This window comes from Shewanella sp. 553 (genome assembly GCF_059338375.1).
Genome location: NZ_CM181701.1, coordinates 2,011,577 through 2,030,232 on the forward strand (window position 1 = coordinate 2,011,577; position 18,656 = coordinate 2,030,232).

Consider the following 18,656-nt stretch of genomic DNA (forward strand, 5'->3'; position numbering starts at 1 on the left):
GTTTAAGTTAGGCGCGCTGCCCTTAGCCTGTCAAGTATCTGCCAGCACTAAGCTAATGAAGCATGAATAGCACTGAGCGCCGCTAGCGGATCGGCCGCTTTGGTAATTGGACGACCGATGACTAGGTAGTCTGAGCCTGCAGCAATGGCTTGTGGCGGTGTCATGATGCGATGTTGATCGCCTTTGTCGGCACCTAAAGGGCGAATGCCTGGGGTGACCAACTTAAACTCGGGTCCAAATTCAGCCTTTAACATGCTAGCCTCTTGCGCCGAACACACAATGCCGTGTAAACCCGCTTGTTGAGTCAAGGCGGCAAGTCGTTTTACATGCTCGGCGGCGGGTACATTGATCCCCAATAACTTAAGATCGTCATCGCTCATCGAGGTCAATACGGTCACGGCAATTAACAATGGCGCTTTATCACCGTAAGGCAACAGCGCTTGCTGAGCCGCTTGCATCATGGCTAAACCACCACTGGCGTGGACGTTAGTCATCCATACGCCAAGCTCCGCCGCTGCGGTAACCGCTTTGGCAACGGTATTGGGGATATCATGAAATTTTAAATCGAGAAAAAGGTCGAAATCACGACGGTGGATCTCTTTGACCAAATCGGGCCCAAATAGGGTAAACATCTCTTTTCCTACTTTGAGACGGCACAACTTGGGGTCTAATTGATCGATTAGCTGCAAAGCTTCGGTTTTATTATCGTAATCTAGCGCCACTATAATGGGTTTACTGCTCATCTTGTTCTCCTGATGCTTTGCATGTAGTACATATTATTCGCCGTCGAGTCCGCGGATCCGCTTGATAGTGCCCCAATGTTTACACGAAGGACAATGCCAGTAGAGTGTGTGTGACGGGAAACCACACTCAACACAGCGGTAACTAGGACGGAATTTAATTTGTTGTTCGACCAATTCGGCTAGCATATTGAGGCTTTTCTTTGCCTGGCCATCTTCAGCATGTTGCAGTTGCATCTTCATCAGATGCTGGAAACTTTTCATGGTGGGGTGACGATATAAGCCATCGAGTACCAGTTTTTCGGCATCTTGAATTTCACCTTGAGCTATCATCTGCTGTGCCAGCGTAATAGCGACACTGGCGCCAGCACCCTGCTCTAATGCTTCTCGCAACAGTTCTCGGTAAGCAGGTTGATCTTGTTTGTCCTGGTATGCTTCTTTCGCGATGGCCAGTGCTTCAGGAAACAGCTCAATATCGACCTCTTTTAGCCTATTGAGTATCTCTTTGCACCGACTAACATCTTGTTGATCAAGATATATTTTTGCCATATTTAACAAGGCGCGACCACAAGTACTGTCTTGCTTTAATGCCTGACTCAGCATTTTTAATTTGAGTTCACTGTCTTGTTGTTCATCAGCCAACTCACAATAAAGGTGTGCCGATAGATGCTTCAGCGTTTGCTGGCGTTTACGTTTGAGCGTTTTGATGATATCGATGGCTTTTTGCCAGTCTTTGGTCACTTGATAAATAGCCACCAACTGATCTTCAGCTTCTTCGCTGTGATCATCTTGTCGCACTAGGGCTAAAAATATCTCTTCTGCTCGGTCGTAAAAACCCGCGGCGAGATAATCTTTGCCCAGTTCCATCATGGCAATATCACGCTGTTCGGTGGTCAAGCTTGGCCTAGCAATCAGATTTTGATGAATGCGAATTGAGCGATCGACTTCGCCACGTTTACGAAATAATGACCCCAGAGACAGATGGGTGTCTATGGTGTCATCGTCAACATCGAGCATGGAGATGAAGAGATCAACCGCTTTATCTGATTCATTTGAAAGAAGAAAGTTAAGACCGGTAAAATAATCTCGGCTAAGCTGTTTACGCTTACTACTCTGTTTGTGTCGTATGCTACGACGCCCCATATACCATCCGTAACCGGCGGCAATAGGCAATAACAGAAACAGGATCTCTAACATATTAAGCGTTCAATTCTTTGGATTTTACTTGGTCTTCAACCGCCGCCACCTCATGGGCTGATGTGGGTAATTTGGCTTGTAGTTGGGCTATTTTTTTATTGGCTTGACGTAATAGTAACTTCATTTTAGCGATATGGTACACGGCAAAAATCCAACTGACGAGAAAGCCAACGAAAAAAACCACGCCTAACACCACGGGGAGGCGATATTCACCTTGGGCGACGAAGTAACTAATGGTGACCAACTGTTCATTTCGTGCACCAAATAATAAAGCAAGCACGAAAAACAAAGCTACAAGGATGGTTGCAATAAATGACTTCACGTTACACTCCATAAACGCGTAATGGTGAATTGATTATCTAAGAATTTGAGCTAACTAGCCAGCTATACCTATGATTTAGACATAAAAAAGCCTCCGAAAGGAGGCTTTTAAAACAATGTCATTTACGAGTTGATCGCATCAACGCGCTCACGCAGTTCCTTACCAGGCTTAAAGTGCGGCACATATTTGCCTTCCAATTCGACTGAAGTTCCAGTTTTTGGATTACGGCCGGTACGTGGAGCACGATAATGAAGCGAGAAGCTACCAAAGCCACGGATCTCGATACGATCACCGCTTTCTAATGTTGTTGCCATCTGCTCCAACATCTCTTTGATTGCATTTTCAACTTCTTTTGCCGACAGCTGCGACTGTCTAGTGGCAAGTTTTTCGATTAGTTCGGATTTAGTCATCCTGTACCCTCTTTAATCAAGCCAAACACAGTCACCTAACGGGGATGAAACATCCCCGAACTTCAGGCGATTTACTTGCGAGCTGCTTTGAACGCTTCAGCCATGGCACTGCTCATAGCAACGTCATCTTGCTTGTTCAGGTTAGCCATCGCTTCCTTCTCATCAGCTTCATCTTTCGCTTTGATAGATAGGCTGATAGTACGGTTCTTGCGATCAACGCCCATGAACTTAGCTTCAACAGCATCACCTACTGAGTATACAGTTGATGCGTCTTCGATACGCTCACGAGAGATATCAGCAACACGTAGATAACCTTCTACAGTGTCAGCCAGCTCAATGGTAACGCCTTTCGCGTCAACAGCAACAACAGTACCGTTTACGATAGCACCTTTCTTCTTATCTGCAAGATAAGCGTTGAATGGATCGTCTTCAGTTTGCTTAACGCCTAAGCTGATACGCTCACGTTCTGGGTCAACTGACAGTACAACTGCGTTGATTTCGTCGCCTTTCTTGTAATCAGATACAGCTTCTTCGCCAGTACCGTTCCAAGAAATGTCAGACAAGTGAACTAGACCGTCGATGCCGCCGTCAAGACCGATGAAGATACCGAAGTCAGTGATTGACTTGATCTTACCAGTAACTTTGTCACCTTTCTGGAAGCGCTCTGCAAAATCATCCCATGGGTTAACTTTACATTGCTTAAGACCTAGAGAAATACGACGACGCTCTTCATCGATGTCTAGTACTAGAACTTCAACTTCATCACCTAGGTTAACAACCTTAGATGGGTGGATGTTCTTGTTAGTCCAATCCATTTCAGAAACGTGTACTAGACCTTCAACACCTTCTTCGATTTCAACGAAACAACCGTAGTCAGTTAGGTTAGTTACGCGACCAGTTAACTTAGTGTTTTCTGGGTAGCGCTTGCTGATTTCTAACCATGGATCTTCGCCAAGTTGCTTAAGACCTAGTGAAACACGGGTGCGCTCACGATCATACTTAAGTACTTTAACGTTGATTTCGTCACCAACGTTGACGATTTCAGATGGGTGCTTAACACGCTTCCACGCCATATCAGTGATATGTAGTAGACCGTCAACGCCACCTAAGTCTACGAATGCACCGTAGTCAGTAAGGTTCTTAACGATACCTTTAACCGCTTGACCTTCTTGTAGGTTCTCAAGAAGAGCATCACGTTCTGCACTGCTTTCAGATTCGATAACAGCACGACGAGAAACAACAACGTTGTTACGCTTCTGGTCTAGCTTGATAACTTTGAATTCTAGTTCTTTGTTTTCTAGGTGAGCAGTATCGCGAACAGGGCGAACGTCAACTAGAGAACCTGGTAGGAATGCACGGATACCGTTTAATTCAACAGTGAAACCGCCTTTAACCTTACCATTGATGATACCGATTACAGTTTCAGCATCTTCGTACGCTTTTTCTAGAACGATCCAAGCTTCGTGACGCTTAGCTTTCTCACGAGAAAGTTGAGTTTCACCGAAACCATCTTCAACAGAGTCTAGGGCTACGTCAACTTCGTCGCCAACTGCGATTTCAAGAACGCCTTGTGCGTTTTTGAACTGTTCAGCTGGGATTGGGCTTTCAGACTTCAGACCAGCGTCAACAAGTACCATACCGTTCTGGATTGATACTACAGTACCACGAACGATAGAACCTGGACGGAACTCAAGTGTTTCAAGGGATTGTTCAAATAGATCAGCAAAAGATTCAGTCATGTTTAATTTACTTTAAGTAATAAACCACAGCCCATCCTAGACGTGGAGTCAGATTAATCATTTGTCGCATCCGTGAGACAAATAGTATAACGCGCGTCTTTTCTTTACAGACCCACGTCGGGTAATTTTTGTTTGATGTGCGCCAGAGCAAGCTCTACCACTTCATCAATGCCCATTGTTGTCGTGTCGATAACAAGAGCGTCCTCGGCTGGGATCAAGGGAGCAACGGGGCGATTCATATCGCGCTCATCGCGTTCAACGACCTCAGCTAAAAGACGGTCGATATTAACATCGAAGCCTTTGTCCTGCAACTGATTATAGCGCCGCTGCGCCCTTTCCTGCGCCGAGGCAGTTAAAAAAAGTTTAGCCGGTGTTGAGGGGAATACCACTGTGCCCATATCGCGGCCATCGGCGATTAAACCTGGCGCTTCAGCGAAGGCTCGCTGGCGACGCAATAATGCTTCTCTAACACTCGGAAATGCCGCCACTTTTGAGGCTGCGTTGGAGCATTCTTGGCTGCGGATATCGTGGGAAACATCCTCTCCTTCGAGTACCACTTTAATGCCGTTGTGATTAGATGTTATAAATTGAACATCGAGATGGGCGGCCAGTAGTGCTAAAGATGCTTCATTGTCTAGTTCGACATTATGGTGAATAGCCGCCAAGGCTAAAACACGATAAATAGCACCGCTATCAAGCAGCTTCCAACCTAGTCGAGAAGCAAGTAATTGACTGATAGTGCCTTTACCCGCACCGCTTGGGCCGTCAATAGTGACGATAGGAGCCCGTTGTGACATATGTTTCTCCAAATTAAATCCATCTTCCCTAACGATCTTGAATGCCGTTCACGAAAAAGAGCGCGCGCATTATAAACCAAAACCCGCAACAAAGCGGTAAAAAGTTAACATTAATCAGAGGAGGATCAGCTTAGGTTCAGAAAAAGGAAGCCATAAACTATCGGCTTCCTAAGGTGTGCACAGTTTAAACTGCTAGTGCAGCAAACTTTTCAAAGTAATTAGGGAAGGTTTTCGAAGTGCAATCGGGATCATTAATGGTGATACCACAATCGGCAAAGGCCAACATGGAAAAACACATCGCCATACGATGGTCATTGTACGTATCTATCTGCGCAGTGTGAGGCTGTTCGGGAGGCGTCACGGTAATATAGTCGTGGCCTTCGTCGACCTCGGCGCCTACTTTACGTAACTCGGTTGCCATGGCAGCTAAACGGTCGGTTTCTTTAATGCGCCAATTATAGATATTACGAATCGTGGTCGGCCCTTTAGCAAATAAGGCCGTCGTTGCTATTGTCATCGCCGCATCGGGAATATGGTTCATGTCCAGGTCGACGCCAGTTAATGGCGCGGCGCGGGCAATAATATAATCATCGCCCCACTCTATCTGTGCGCCCATTTTCGCCAGTACATCAGCAAACTGAATATCGCCTTGAATGCTATTACGCCCAACACCAGTGACCTTAACTTCGCCGCCTTTTATCGCTCCGGCCGCCAAAAAGTAAGACGCAGACGAAGCATCCCCTTCGACTAAGACTGTTCCTGGCGATACATATTGCTGCCCAGCAACAATCTCAAAGCACTGGTAGTTATGGTTTATCACCTGAACACCAAACTGAGCCATCAAAGCGATGGTGATATCGATATAGGGCTTGGAGACGAGTTCACCCTTAATTTGAATATTAACGGCCTCTTTTGCTAATGGCGCCACCATTAATAAGGCCGTTAAAAACTGGCTAGAGAGATCGCCTGCAATGGTGACATCACCGCCATTTAAGCCGGTTGCATTAATCGTCAGAGGGGGGAAACCGTCGTTTTTAAGGTACTCAATATCAGCGCCAAGCACCCGAAGTGCATCGACTAAGTCACCGATAGGGCGCTCTTCCATACGGGGCTCACCCGTTAAGGTAAATTGCCCTGTCCCTAAGGTAAGCGCCGCACATAATGGTCGCATTGCGGTACCCGCATTACCTAAGAATAAGCACTGAGGTTGCGATGCATGGAGCGCACCGCCAAGCCCTTCGAGTTCACAGACGGTTTTGTCATCTGAAAGCCGATAGTTAACACCTAATTGTTCAAGTGAAGCCAACATATGACCAATATCATCAGAATCGAGTAGATTGGTCAGTGTGGTCGTTCCTTTGGCTAAGGTTGCTAATAATAATGCACGATTAGAAATGCTCTTAGAGCCAGGGATGTTAATCGTACCTTGCACTTTGCTTATGGGCTCGAGTCGTAGTTGCTTCATTAATCACTCTTTTATCATTGCACGACCTATTTATCGGCCTGCGGGTTATCATTAACGTTATTACCATCACGACAAAATGGCGATCTGTTCAAAAGACTTTGAACCTCGTAGTTATAAAATTACTGATTGACGCGCAGTATTCAACCCTTTTTTACTATTTTTACCCATTATTGCGTCGTTTTATTACTAAGCGGTTAAAAATAGGGTTTGTAGCCTGTGGTGATCCCTTAATGACTTAGGGTAAATTGCTCTGGCATGAATTATTGCCAACTGAACAATGAAATCATTTCATCATGTTGACTGTTACTTAGAATAGGGTTTAGTTTATTCTTAATCACTTCACCGCATTCGCCGCTTACGGCCCAAAACAACAATAAAGGTTATCGAATATGTTTGAAAATTTGAGCCCTATGCCAGCAGATCCTATTCTAGGATTGATGGCTCAATACCGACAAGACCCTCATCCGCACAAAGTCGATTTAGGCGTTGGCGTTTATAAAGATGCTGTCGGTAATACACCCATTCTTGCTTGTGTAAAGCGGGCCGAACAACTGCGTATCGATACCGAACGGACCAAGGTATATATTGGCCCAACAGGCTCACCCGAGTTTAATCAATTAATTGCCGAATTAGCTTTCGGCAAAGATCATCAAGCCTTGCAAGAGGGCCGCATCCGAACGGTGTCGACTCCAGGAGGCACTGGCTCGCTGCGTGTCGCCGCAGATTTTATTAAACGCCTTAACCCCAATACCACCGTATGGGTTAGCGACCCGACATGGGCTAACCATATAGGGCTATTTGAAGCCGCTGGGTTAAGGGTCAAAACCTATCCCTATTATGATCACGCCAACAAAACCCTTAAGTTCGATGAGATGCTCCAGGCGTTGGCACAGATTGGCAAAGACGATGTAGTGTTACTGCATGCCTGCTGTCACAACCCAAGCGGCATGGATTTGACCAATGCGCAGTGGAACAAGGTCGTTGACCTCACAGTACAACAAGGGTTCACCCCGCTCATCGATATGGCTTACCAAGGCTTTGGCGATGGTGTTGACGAAGATGCCTACGGAGTTCGGCAAATGGCAACTCACGTCGACGACATGATTTTATGTAGCTCTTGTTCAAAAAACTTTGGTCTCTATCGTGAGCGTATTGGTGCCTGTTCAATTGTGGCAGCATCGAGTCAGGCTGCCGAGGTGACATTATCGGTATTGTTATATGTAGTGCGTTGTCTTTACTCCATGCCCCCGGCCCATGGCGCCGCGATAGTAGAGAGTATCTTAGGCAACACAGAACTAAAACAACAGTGGCTCGATGAACTGAAAGTGATGCGGGATCGGATCAATGGTAACCGCGCCATGTTGGTTAATAAACTGCTAGAAAAAGGCGTTAGCCGTGATTTTAGTTTTATTGCCCAGCAAAAAGGGATGTTTTCTTTCTTAAGCATCACACCTGAGCAAGTCGCGCGATTGCAACGCGATCATAGTATTTACATGGTGGATTCTAGCCGTATCAGTATTGCGGGAATTGCTGAAGGAAATGTCGACTACTTAGCTGAATCAATTGCCAAAGTGCTATAAAACAAAAAAAGTTCCTAGGATCTTTATCCTAGGAACTCATTTAATATAAATCACTTATAATAGCTAGCTGCGACTAATGTTGCTCAGCAAAATCCCGCATAAATCTGACTAACGCTTCAACCCCTTCAATGGGCATGGCGTTATAGATACTGGCACGCATACCACCGACACTGCGGTGACCCTTTAATGCTACTAAACCCGCCGCTTTCGCCTGAGTAATAAATTGCTCGTTGAGCGATTCATCTTTTAAGTAAAAGGTCACATTCATTTGCGAGCGATTGGCTTTAGCTACGCGGCTTTCATAAAAGTCATTGCTATCGATAAACTGATATAGCGCTTGGGCTTTTTGCGTATTGAGTTTCGCCATCTCGGCAATCCCCCCTTTACCCTTAAGCCATTTAAACACTTCAGCAGCCAAGTACCAGGCAAAAGTCGGCGGCGTGTTGTACATAGAATCATGCTTAACGGCTAAGCGGTAATCCATGATTGAAGCTTGCGGCAGTTGCGGCAGAGCCAATAGCTCATCTTTTACGATAACAATACTCAGTCCTGAAGGACCTATGTTTTTCTGCGCACCCGCGTAAATTACCCCAAAACGACTTACATCGATGTCACGCGACATAATGTTCGATGACATGTCAGCGACAATCGGCCATGGCGAATCTAATTCATCAAAAATTTCGATACCATCGACAGTCTCGTTAGGACAGTAATGTAGGTAACGATAATCTTGATCAATACTGCTAAGATTTGGAACGACAACACTGCTGATATTATTACTTTTTTCGACAATATCAAGCACGTCAATATTCTGCTCACCTACCAGTTTAATCGCTTCTTCTGCCGCGGCTAAAGACCAACTACCATCGACTAAATAGAGTGCCCTGCCATTGTTGCCTAAAAAATTATTCACCACAGCAGCAAACTGGCCTCGACCGCCGCCATGCATAAACAAAACATGGTAGTTATCGGGGATAACCATTAGCTCACGCAGATCTGCCTCGGCTTGCTCTGCCAGCGCAATAAACTCTTTACTGCGATGACTGACTTCCATCACCGACACACCTTGGCCATTCCAATCTAATAACTCCGCTTGTGCCTGTTGCATAACGGGGGCGGGCAACATTGCAGGGCCTGCACAGAAATTATATGTCGCGCTCACTTCTCTTCTCCTTTGACCTTTGATGTGTCATTGCGTGGGTACAAATGGTTATATTTAATTATGGGTAATACGTTTCGGGGACTACATTTCAAGTACTATATTTTAAGGTTTCACGTACTCAGGGTTTGGCTTGCACAAACAAAACGAGCGTCCCAAAGGACGCCCGTTAATTTACCTAGCTGTTACTCAGCGGGCTCTGTATCGGGTGCATCACCCGACGCCCCCTCAACAGGCGCTTCATGGGCCTCGACTAAGATAGGATTACCCTCTTCGTCTAGTTCAACCTCATCTTGGATCTCATCGATACGCTGCAGACCGACCACTTTCTCATCTTCTGCGGTGCGAATGATAGTCACACCTTGAGTGTTACGACCAATGCTCGATACGCCGGTAGCTGGTGTACGAACCAAGGTGCCCTTGTTACTGATCAGCATGATTTCATCATTTTCGCCAACTTGAACTGCACCGACAACGGCACCGTTTCGTTCGCTCACCTTGATAGAAACCACCCCTTTAGTGCCACGACTCTTAGCCGGGTACTCAGACAAGGCTGTACGTTTACCATAACCATTTTCGGTCACGGTGAGGATATCACCATCACCTTTTGGCACGATAAGTGAAACCACACTGTGGCCTTCTTCTAGCTTAATACCGCGTACACCGGTTGCCGTACGGCCCATGGCACGCAGGGCTATAATTTCTTCGCCAGTTTCAGGATCGATCTTCACTTCACCCGTCTCAGAGTTACGGGCTTTTTCATTGAATCGAACTACTTTACCTTCGTTAGAGAACAACATGATATCGTCATTACCATCGGTAATATCGACACCAATAAGCTGATCGCCATCTTTCAGGTTAACGGCAATGATACCGTTAGCACGAGGGTTGCTATAAGCCGTCAATGCGGTTTTCTTCACCGTGCCGTGCGAGGTCGCCATGATAATAAACTTATCTTCAGCGTACTCACGTACTGGTAAGATTGCCGTGATATGTTCACCATCAGACAGTGGCAACAAGTTAACAATTGGTCGTCCACGGGCGGTACGACTGGCTAGCGGTAGTTGATACACCTTCAGCCAGTACATCTTACCAAAGTCAGAGAAGCATAAGATGGTGTCGTGGGTATTGGCGACCAATAATTTTTCGACGAAATCTTCATCTTTAACCTTAGTCGCTGCTTTACCTTTACCACCACGACGCTGAGCTTGGTAGTCAGACAGAGGTTGGTATTTAGCATAACCAAGATGAGACAGGGTCACGACCACGTCTTCTTCGTTGATCAGATCTTCAAGGCTCATGTCAATTTCGTTGGCATTAATGATGGTGCGTCGTGCATCACCGTACTGCTCTAAAATCTCTTCAAGCTCTTCTTTGATCACTTCCATCAGACGCTCAGGGCTGCTCAAAATAAGCAATAGTCCAGCGATGAAGATCAGTAGTTCTTCATATTCTGATAGAATTTTCTCATGTTCTAGACCGGTTAAGCGATGTAAGCGCAGTTCTAGAATCGCCTGAGCTTGTTGCTCAGTCAGGTAATATTTGCCGTCGCGAATACCAAACTCTGGCTCTAGCCATTCTGGACGTGCGGCATCATCACCCGCCTTCTCGAGCATGCTTTGTACATGACCCAGTTCCCAGCCCTGTGCCACCAGTTGTACTTTGGCTTCCGCTGGGGTTGGCGAGGCTTTGATAAGCGCAATAATAGGATCGATGTTTGCCAGAGCAATGGCGAGTGCTTCCAAGATATGAGCACGTTCGCGAGCTTTACGCAGTTCAAACACGGTGCGGCGAGTCACCACTTCACGGCGGTGTAAAATAAAGCACTCGAGCATCTCTTTGAGGTTAAACAGCTTAGGCTGACCGTCGGTCAACGCCACCATGTTTATACCAAAAGAGCACTGCATCTGAGTTTGGGCATAAAGGTTATTAAGGACAACCTCACCCACTTCGCCACGCTTGATCTCGATAACGATACGCATACCGTCTTTATCTGACTCATCGCGCAGGCCGCTAATGCCTTCAATCTTCTTATCTTTAACCAGCTCGGCAATCTTTTCGATTAAGCGAGCCTTGTTCACTTGATAAGGGATCTCATGAACGATAATGCGTTCACGGCCATTGTCTTCAGTTTCGACTTCTGCTTTAGCGCGCATGACGGCGCGGCCTCGGCCAGTATTGTAAGCATCAATGATGCCTTTACGACCGTTAATAGTGGCGGCCGTTGGAAAATCAGGCCCTGGAATATATTCCATTAGCTGTTCAATCGATAAGCTTGGCTCTTCGATTAACGCTAAACACCCTTTTACCACTTCGGTTAAGTTGTGCGGTGGAATATTGGTCGCCATACCAACAGCAATACCCGAGGAACCATTGATTAACAGGTTAGGTACGCGCGTTGGTAATACGGCCGGAATGAATTCGGTGCCATCGTAGTTAGGTACAAAATCGACGGTTTCTTTGTCTAAGTCAGCCAGTAAAGAGTGAGCTAACTTCTCCATACGAATTTCGGTATAACGCATTGCTGCTGCAGAGTCACCGTCGACCGAACCAAAGTTACCTTGGCCATCAACTAGGGTGTAACGTAGCGAGAATGGCTGCGCCATACGAACGATAGTGTCATAAACCGCGGTATCACCATGTGGGTGATATTTACCGATAACGTCACCGACAACACGTGCCGATTTTTTATAGGGTTTATTCCAATCATTCTTGAGTTCGTTCATCGCAAATAACACGCGGCGGTGAACAGGTTTGAGTCCGTCTCTTACATCAGGTAGAGCACGGCCAACGATAACGCTCATGGCGTAATCTAAATATGAATTCTTTAATTCGTCTTCAATATTAATTGGTGTTATAGATGAAGCCAGATCAGTCATAAACTGCTCGATCCCTTGAAATTTAGCCGACACCCTACTGTATGAAAATAAAACAGTGTTGTATCAAGCCTGAAAACGTGATTTGGCATTCTAACACAGATAATTATTGTCGCTAGACCCTATTGATATTTCCCAGCAAATATATGATTAAACCGATAAACATTGACTCAAATCAAACCCAGTATGCTTTGACAGCAAAGTCAACACCGAGCTTACGCAACCTGATTGATAATCCTTTGTTTATTAATTGCTATCGGTATAATAGCACCACAATAAAATCTCGATGAGAGGTCCAAGAGTGTCTAACCATAGCAATGTTGATCCACAGGAAATCGCTAAATTTGAAAAAATGGCAGAAACCTGGTGGGATCCAGAAGGCGAGTTTAAGCCTATTCACAAACTCAACCCGCTACGACTGAACTTCATCGACCAAACGGTCGGCGGCCTGTTTGGCAAACGTGTATTAGATGTCGGCTGCGGCGGCGGGATCTTATCTGAAAGCATGGCCCGTATTGGCGCTAAAGTGGATGGGTTAGACATGGGGACTGAGCCATTAGATGTCGCTCGCTTGCATGCACTTGAGACCGGGGTTGAGATCAATTACATTCAAGATACCGCCGAAGCTCACCGCGATTACCACCTTGCTGCATATGATGTGGTTACTTGCATGGAGATGCTGGAGCATGTGCCCGATCCTGCATCAGTCATTCAAGCCTGCAGCGACATGGTCAAACCTGGCGGCTATGTGTTTTTCTCGACTATTAACCGTAATATCCGTGCTTACATAGAGACAGTACTGGGCGCAGAATATCTGCTTAAGATGTTACCCGTGGGCACCCATGATCATAATAAGTACATCAAACCTGCTGAGCTTATCGCGATGGCAGATAATGCCGAGCTTATCTGCAGCGACGCTACTGGGATCACTTACAATCCGTTAAGCGGTATGTTTCGTTATACCAAGAGTCTCGATGTCAATTATATGATAGCGACAGTCAAAAATGACGATGCCTAACAGTACGATCCTCGGGGTGCTGTTTGATTTAGACGGCACCTTGGCTGATACCGCACCCGATCTGGTTGCGGCGCTGAATCTGGCTCTGCACGATTTCGATTACCCCAGTGTTGCACTTGAAGATGTACGTGACGCCGCATCCAATGGCAGTTTAGCCCTAGTTACTGCGGCGCAGCCGACACTCGATGCTGCGCAAAAAGTCCAACTGCAGCAGGCGCTGCTGGCGCACTATCAACGCATTAATGGCGACAATGCTAGGTTGTTTGATGGCATGACTGAAGTACTGCACTATTTAATGGAGAATGGCATTGCCTTTGGTGTGGTCACGAATAAGGCAGCACGATTTACCCGCCCTTTATTAACTAAACTGTGTTTAGGGCAACAGCCCCTTATCGAGTGTATACGCAGCGTTATCAGCGGCGACTCTACCACCCAAGGTAAACCCGCTGCAGCGCCGATGCTGTTAGCTGCGCAGCAGCTGGGCTGTGATGCTGGTAACATCATCTATATCGGTGATGCACGGCGCGATCTTGAAGCGGCGCAAAATAGCCACATGCATGGGGGGATCGCCATGTGGGGCTATATCGCTAAAGATGACAAGCCAGCTGATTGGCCACATCAAATATGCTTTGATAAGCCATACGCAATTATCGACTATCTTGCTCAAGCCTCTGTCAGCCATAATACGTAAACGAAACCACTGATAACCAGTAAATCGCACTATAGCGATTTGCTGGTGTTGGTTTTAAAAACACGCTGCTTTTGACGATTTTTTATAAAATGTTGCTTTGAAATGTCGTTTTATGATTTCCAGTGTTTTACATCGAAGCACCTTGATGGATATTTACAGTGATTTGCTCGCCATCTCACAACCCATTTGCCAATCATCGATCGTCGCGATCGATGATAAAACTAGCGTTCTATTAGATTAAATTTAGCAGCACAAAACTTACTCAAAATCAGCAAGCATTATTGAAAACAAGCCTTAAAGGTTAGCCGTTACTAACCCTTAATGTTACCCCCAAGATATCCACAACTTGTCCCCTAAAATGCCGCTTGCAAAATGCCACCAACCTCACTATCTTGTATCCTATTATTTATATAACACCATATATTGTGTGTGAGTGACGATCGAAGCCACTAAAACCTAAGTTGTATTTTGGTAGTTTTTGTTAACTTTTCGATTGTTTTGACAGGGAAACGTTGAGTGTATTTTCCAGCTCATATGACCACAATATTTAATCAAGGCTTATCTTTAATGAACAGCACTATGCAAGTCACTAAACGCAGTGGCGAACGTGAAACTATCGATCTCGATAAGATCCACCGAGTGATCACTTGGGCGGCAAATGGACTGAAAAATGTCTCTGTCTCTGAAGTGGAATTACGTTCTCACCTTCAGTTTTATGATGGAATTCCAACTGAAGCAATTCATGAAACCATTATTAAGGCTGCCGCAGATTTAATCTCGCCAGAATCACCTGATTATCAGTTTCTCTCTGCCCGTTTAGCTATCTTCCATTTGCGTAAGAAAGCCTTTGGTCAATTTGAACCGCCTAAGCTATATGATCATGTCATTAAGCTGGTGGAGATGGGCAAATACGATAGCCACATCCTAAGTGACTACACTCGCGAAGAGTTAGATTTGCTTGATGAGCATATCGATCACTGGCGCGACATGAACTTCTCTTACGCAGCCGTTAAACAGCTCGAAGGCAAGTACTTAGTGCAAAACCGGGTTAGTCATGAGATTTATGAGAGCGCCCAGTTCTTATATATCCTGGTTGCGGCATGTTTGTTTGCCAAATACCCAAGAGAGACGCGTCTAGATTATGTAAAAAACTTCTATGATGCGACTTCAACCTTTAAGATCTCGCTACCCACCCCCATCATGGCGGGTGTGCGTACCCCTACGCGTCAGTTCAGTTCGTGCGTACTGATTGAATGTGGCGATAGCTTAGACTCAATCAATGCTACCGCGTCGGCCATTGTAAAGTACGTATCACAACGTGCCGGTATTGGTATTAATGCTGGTCGCATTCGTGCGCTAGGTAGCCCAATTCGTGGCGGCGAAGCTTTCCACACCGGTTGCTTACCTTTTTATAAGTATTTCCAAACCGCGGTTAAGTCGTGCTCACAAGGCGGCGTTCGTGGCGGCGCAGCGACCCTCTTCTACCCTATGTGGCATTTAGAAGTTGAATCACTGCTGGTATTGAAAAACAACCGTGGTGTTGACGATAACCGTATTCGTCATTTGGATTATGGTGTTCAGATCAACAAGTTGATGTATCAGCGCTTGATCCAAGGTGGCATGATAAGCCTATTCAGCCCATCTGACGTACCTGGTATGTATGATGCATTTTTTGAAGACCAAGCCGAGTTTGAACGTCTTTATCTGCAATATGAAGCGGATGACAACATTCGTAAGAAGCAAATTAAAGCCGTTGAGCTATTTGCATTAATGATGCAAGAGCGCGCTTCTACTGGTCGTATCTATATTCAAAACGTCGATCACTGTAATACTCACAGCCCATTCGACTCTAAAGTAGCACCAGTGCGTCAATCTAACTTGTGTTTAGAAATCGCTCTGCCAACCAAACCACTGAACAATGTAGACGATCCTAACGGTGAAATCGCGCTGTGTACCTTATCAGCCCTTAACTTAGGTGCAATTAAGAATCTTGAAGAGCTAGAGCCATTAGCTGATCTGGCTGTACGTGCGTTAGATAATCTACTCGATTATCAAGATTACCCTATAACCTCGGCTCATAAAGCATCGATGAACCGTCGTACCTTAGGGATAGGCGTGATTAACTTCGCCAACTACTTGGCTAAGGAAGGGGTACGTTACTCCGATGGCTCAGCCAACGGCATTACCCACAGAACCTTTGAAGCTATCCAATATTATCTATTGAAAGCTTCGGTAAACTTGGCGAAAGAACAAGGCGCTTGCCCTTTGTTCCATGAGACTAATTATGCCAAAGGCATTTTACCCATAGACACCTATAAGCGTGACTTGGATAAAATTTGTGACGAACCATTGCACCTTGATTGGGAAACACTGCGTGAAGAGATAGTGACTCATGGCCTGCGTAACTCTACGCTGTCGGCCCTGATGCCATCAGAGACCTCATCACAGATCTCAAATGCGACCAATGGCATTGAACCTCCACGCGGATTAATCAGCGTGAAAGCCAGTAAAGATGGTCAGCTTAAGCAAGTGGTGCCTGACTTTGAAAAGTATCAGCATAGCTATGAGTTATTATGGCAAATGCCGAACAACGATGGTTATTTGCAATTAGTGGGGTTAATGCAGAAGTTTGTCGACCAATCGATTTCAGCCAATACTAACTATGACCCAAGTCGTTTCCCTGGGTCAAAAGTCCCTATGCAAGTGTTGCTAAAAGATCTATTGACCGCTTACAAATACGGTGTGAAGACACTTTACTATCACAACACTCGTGATGGCGCCTCAGATAGTCATGACGATATCACCGCCATTGAAAAAGAAGATGATAGTTGCGCTGGCGGCGCGTGTAAGATCTAATCACTTGATGTTTATCATCAGTATTTCACGTTAATATATGGGGGCTTAGCCCCCATTGTCGGAAGATAGAAACATGGCCTATTCTACATTTTGTCAAACCGCTAATAATGCCTCATTGGAACCCATGTTTTTGGGACAATCGGTTAACGTAGCGCGTTATGATATTCAAAAATATGAAGTTTTTGAAAAGCTAATCGAAAAGCAATTATCGTTTTTCTGGCGACCAGAAGAAGTTGATGTCAGCAAAGACAAAATCGACTATGCAGCACTACCCGATCATGAAAAGCATATTTTCATTTCAAACTTAAAGTATCAGACTCTGCTTGACTCGATTCAAGGCCGCTCACCTAACGTGGCATTTTTACCCTTGGTATCATTACCCGAGTTAGAAACCTGGATTGAAACTTGGTCGTTTTCTGAAACCATTCATTCACGCTCATACACTCACATTATCCGTAACATTGTTAACGACCCATCGGTAGTATTTGACGATATCGTCGCCAATGAAGAGATCCTCAAACGTGCTAGCGATATTGCCGAGTACTACGATAAGCTAATTGTCCTTAGCCAAGCCTTCCACTTGTTTGGTGAAGGTACGCACGAGGTTGACGGTAAACACGTCGTGGTCACCCAGCGTGAGATCAAAAAAGCACTGTATCTGTGTATGGTGTCGGTTAACGTATTGGAAGCGATTCGTTTTTACGTCAGTTTTGCCTGCTCTTTTGCCTTCGCTGAACGTAAAGTTATGGAAGGTAACGCTAAAATTATTCGATTGATCGCCCGTGATGAAGCTTTGCACCTAAATGGTACCCAGCATATCCTTAAGATTATGCAAGCGGGTAAAGACGATCCAGAGATGGGGGACATTGCCAAAGAGTGTGAGCAAATAGCCACAGATATTTTTATCAAAGCGGCAGAGCAAGAAAAAGAGTGGGCAAAATACCTATTCAAAGATGGCTCAATGATCGGTCTTAACGAACAGATCTTATGCCAATACGTTGAGTACATCACTAACGAGCGTATGAAATCGGTTAACTTAGTCAGTCCGTACGCAGATCAGAGCAACCCGCTGCCTTGGATGAAGAACTGGCTAGAGAGTGATTCAGTACAGGTCGCACCGCAAGAGGTAGAAGTATCATCTTACCTTGTGGGCCAAATTGACTCTTCAGTCGATGAAAGTCAGTTTGCCGATTTTGATCTGTGATGATATGGCTCTGTGATTGAGTGGCTAATAGTCCTGCATGGATAAATCGATGCATCCTATTTTTAGTCACAATAACGTGAGCAATCATAGCTCAATAAATAGATGTTAGATAATTAACAGCATGACGTTTAAGCAAGCGACCTTTAAAAAAGCGCCCATTGTCAGCCTACAAGGCCAGCCAGTGCTACTCTATACAGAGCAGCACGTTAGCCTGCTACAGGCACTAGAACAGAAAAACGTTAAGGTATTTTCAGAATGCCGAAACGGCTTTTGTGGTGCCTGTAAAACCAAACTCAATCATGGCTCGGTGATATACCATACTGAGCCTTTAGTTGAACTGGAGGCCGATGAATGTCTGCCTTGTTGCTGCCATCCCGATGGCGACGTGGACTTAGCCTTATCTACTCAAGGTGTTAATGTAGTTGTCACACGAGCGTCAATCTCGACAAAAAGCACTGCCACATCGACCAATAATATCCAGTCAACTAAAATGTCGACCCAGCCAGGGCGAGATCGCGAACATAATTTGAGCTATTAGGGTGATATTCGCTCAAATAGCTGGACGGGCCATATTGGCTGTGATCTTATACTCTCTTTTGTGG

15 protein-coding genes are annotated in these 18,656 nt (G+C 45.5%); 6 read left to right on the plus strand and 9 right to left on the minus strand.

All coding sequences use genetic code 11. The features are described from left to right. Positions 1-47 precede the first annotated feature (47 nt). The 7 genes from pyrF to aroA form a co-directional block, all read right to left on the minus strand. Complete coding sequence (gene pyrF, locus AC5YBZ_RS09065) at positions 48-743, minus strand: orotidine-5'-phosphate decarboxylase (protein ID WP_494519089.1); 696 nt, start codon at positions 741-743, stop codon at positions 48-50. 33 nt (positions 744-776) lie between these two features. Further along, positions 777-1,937 (minus strand): lipopolysaccharide assembly protein LapB, encoded by a 1,161-nt coding sequence (gene lapB / locus AC5YBZ_RS09070; protein ID WP_494519088.1) that lies wholly within the window; start codon positions 1,935-1,937, stop codon positions 777-779. A gap of 1 nt (position 1,938) precedes the next feature. After that, a complete protein-coding gene (locus AC5YBZ_RS09075) occupies positions 1,939-2,259 on the minus strand; it encodes a lipopolysaccharide assembly protein LapA domain-containing protein (protein ID WP_494519087.1) in 321 nt (106 codons plus the stop codon). Positions 2,260-2,381: 122 nt separating this feature from the next. Further along, the gene (gene ihfB / locus AC5YBZ_RS09080; RefSeq protein ID WP_494519086.1) at positions 2,382-2,669 is read right to left on the minus strand and encodes an integration host factor subunit beta; all 288 of its coding nucleotides are present in this window, start codon (positions 2,667-2,669) and stop codon (positions 2,382-2,384) included. Positions 2,670-2,740: 71 nt separating this feature from the next. Beyond that, positions 2,741-4,408, minus strand: coding sequence for a 30S ribosomal protein S1 (gene rpsA / locus AC5YBZ_RS09085; protein ID WP_110457652.1), 1,668 nt, complete (start codon positions 4,406-4,408; stop codon positions 2,741-2,743). Positions 4,409-4,512: 104 nt separating this feature from the next. Further along, positions 4,513-5,205, minus strand: coding sequence for a (d)CMP kinase (gene cmk, locus AC5YBZ_RS09090; protein ID WP_475516884.1), 693 nt, complete (start codon positions 5,203-5,205; stop codon positions 4,513-4,515). Positions 5,206-5,389: 184 nt separating this feature from the next. After that, positions 5,390-6,670, minus strand: a complete 1,281-nt coding sequence (aroA, locus tag AC5YBZ_RS09095) for a 3-phosphoshikimate 1-carboxyvinyltransferase (RefSeq protein ID WP_475516885.1) — start codon at positions 6,668-6,670, stop codon at positions 5,390-5,392. Positions 6,671-7,059: 389 nt separating this feature from the next. Between aroA and AC5YBZ_RS09100 the strand changes: the two genes are divergently transcribed. Then, positions 7,060-8,250 carry an amino acid aminotransferase gene (locus AC5YBZ_RS09100; protein WP_494523557.1) on the plus strand — a complete coding sequence of 397 codons (1,191 nt, stop codon included), beginning with the start codon at positions 7,060-7,062 and terminating at the stop codon, positions 8,248-8,250. A gap of 73 nt (positions 8,251-8,323) precedes the next feature. On the opposite strand, the gene serC is transcribed toward AC5YBZ_RS09100, so the two are convergent. Together serC and gyrA are read right to left on the minus strand one after the other, a co-directional pair. Then, positions 8,324-9,412, minus strand: coding sequence for a 3-phosphoserine/phosphohydroxythreonine transaminase (gene serC / locus AC5YBZ_RS09105; protein ID WP_494519082.1), 1,089 nt, complete (start codon positions 9,410-9,412; stop codon positions 8,324-8,326). Between the two features lie 182 nt (positions 9,413-9,594). After that, positions 9,595-12,288, minus strand: a complete 2,694-nt coding sequence (gene gyrA / locus AC5YBZ_RS09110; protein WP_494519081.1) for a DNA gyrase subunit A — start codon at positions 12,286-12,288, stop codon at positions 9,595-9,597. 298 nt (positions 12,289-12,586) lie between these two features. Here gyrA and ubiG point away from each other — a divergent pair, with 298 nt between their 5' ends. The 5 genes from ubiG (at position 12,587) to yfaE (ending at position 18,592) form a co-directional block, all read left to right on the plus strand. Beyond that, entirely contained in the window at positions 12,587-13,303 is a 717-nt protein-coding gene (gene ubiG, locus AC5YBZ_RS09115; protein ID WP_494519080.1) for a bifunctional 2-polyprenyl-6-hydroxyphenol methylase/3-demethylubiquinol 3-O-methyltransferase UbiG, read from the plus strand. Then, positions 13,296-13,994 carry an HAD family hydrolase gene (locus tag AC5YBZ_RS09120; protein ID WP_494521621.1) on the plus strand — a complete coding sequence of 233 codons (699 nt, stop codon included), beginning with the start codon at positions 13,296-13,298 and terminating at the stop codon, positions 13,992-13,994. Before ubiG ends, AC5YBZ_RS09120 begins: the two co-directional genes overlap by 8 nt. A gap of 567 nt (positions 13,995-14,561) precedes the next feature. Beyond that, positions 14,562-16,850 carry a class 1a ribonucleoside-diphosphate reductase subunit alpha gene (gene nrdA / locus AC5YBZ_RS09125; RefSeq protein WP_494519079.1) on the plus strand — a complete coding sequence of 763 codons (2,289 nt, stop codon included), beginning with the start codon at positions 14,562-14,564 and terminating at the stop codon, positions 16,848-16,850. 73 nt (positions 16,851-16,923) lie between these two features. After that, positions 16,924-18,054: a class Ia ribonucleoside-diphosphate reductase subunit beta gene (gene nrdB, locus AC5YBZ_RS09130; RefSeq protein ID WP_494519078.1), complete on the plus strand. Its 1,131-nt coding sequence runs from the start codon at positions 16,924-16,926 to the stop codon at positions 18,052-18,054. A gap of 121 nt (positions 18,055-18,175) precedes the next feature. Continuing rightward, positions 18,176-18,592 carry a class I ribonucleotide reductase maintenance protein YfaE gene (gene yfaE, locus AC5YBZ_RS09135; protein ID WP_494542838.1) on the plus strand — a complete coding sequence of 139 codons (417 nt, stop codon included), beginning with the start codon at positions 18,176-18,178 and terminating at the stop codon, positions 18,590-18,592. Positions 18,593-18,656: the final 64 nt, after the last annotated feature.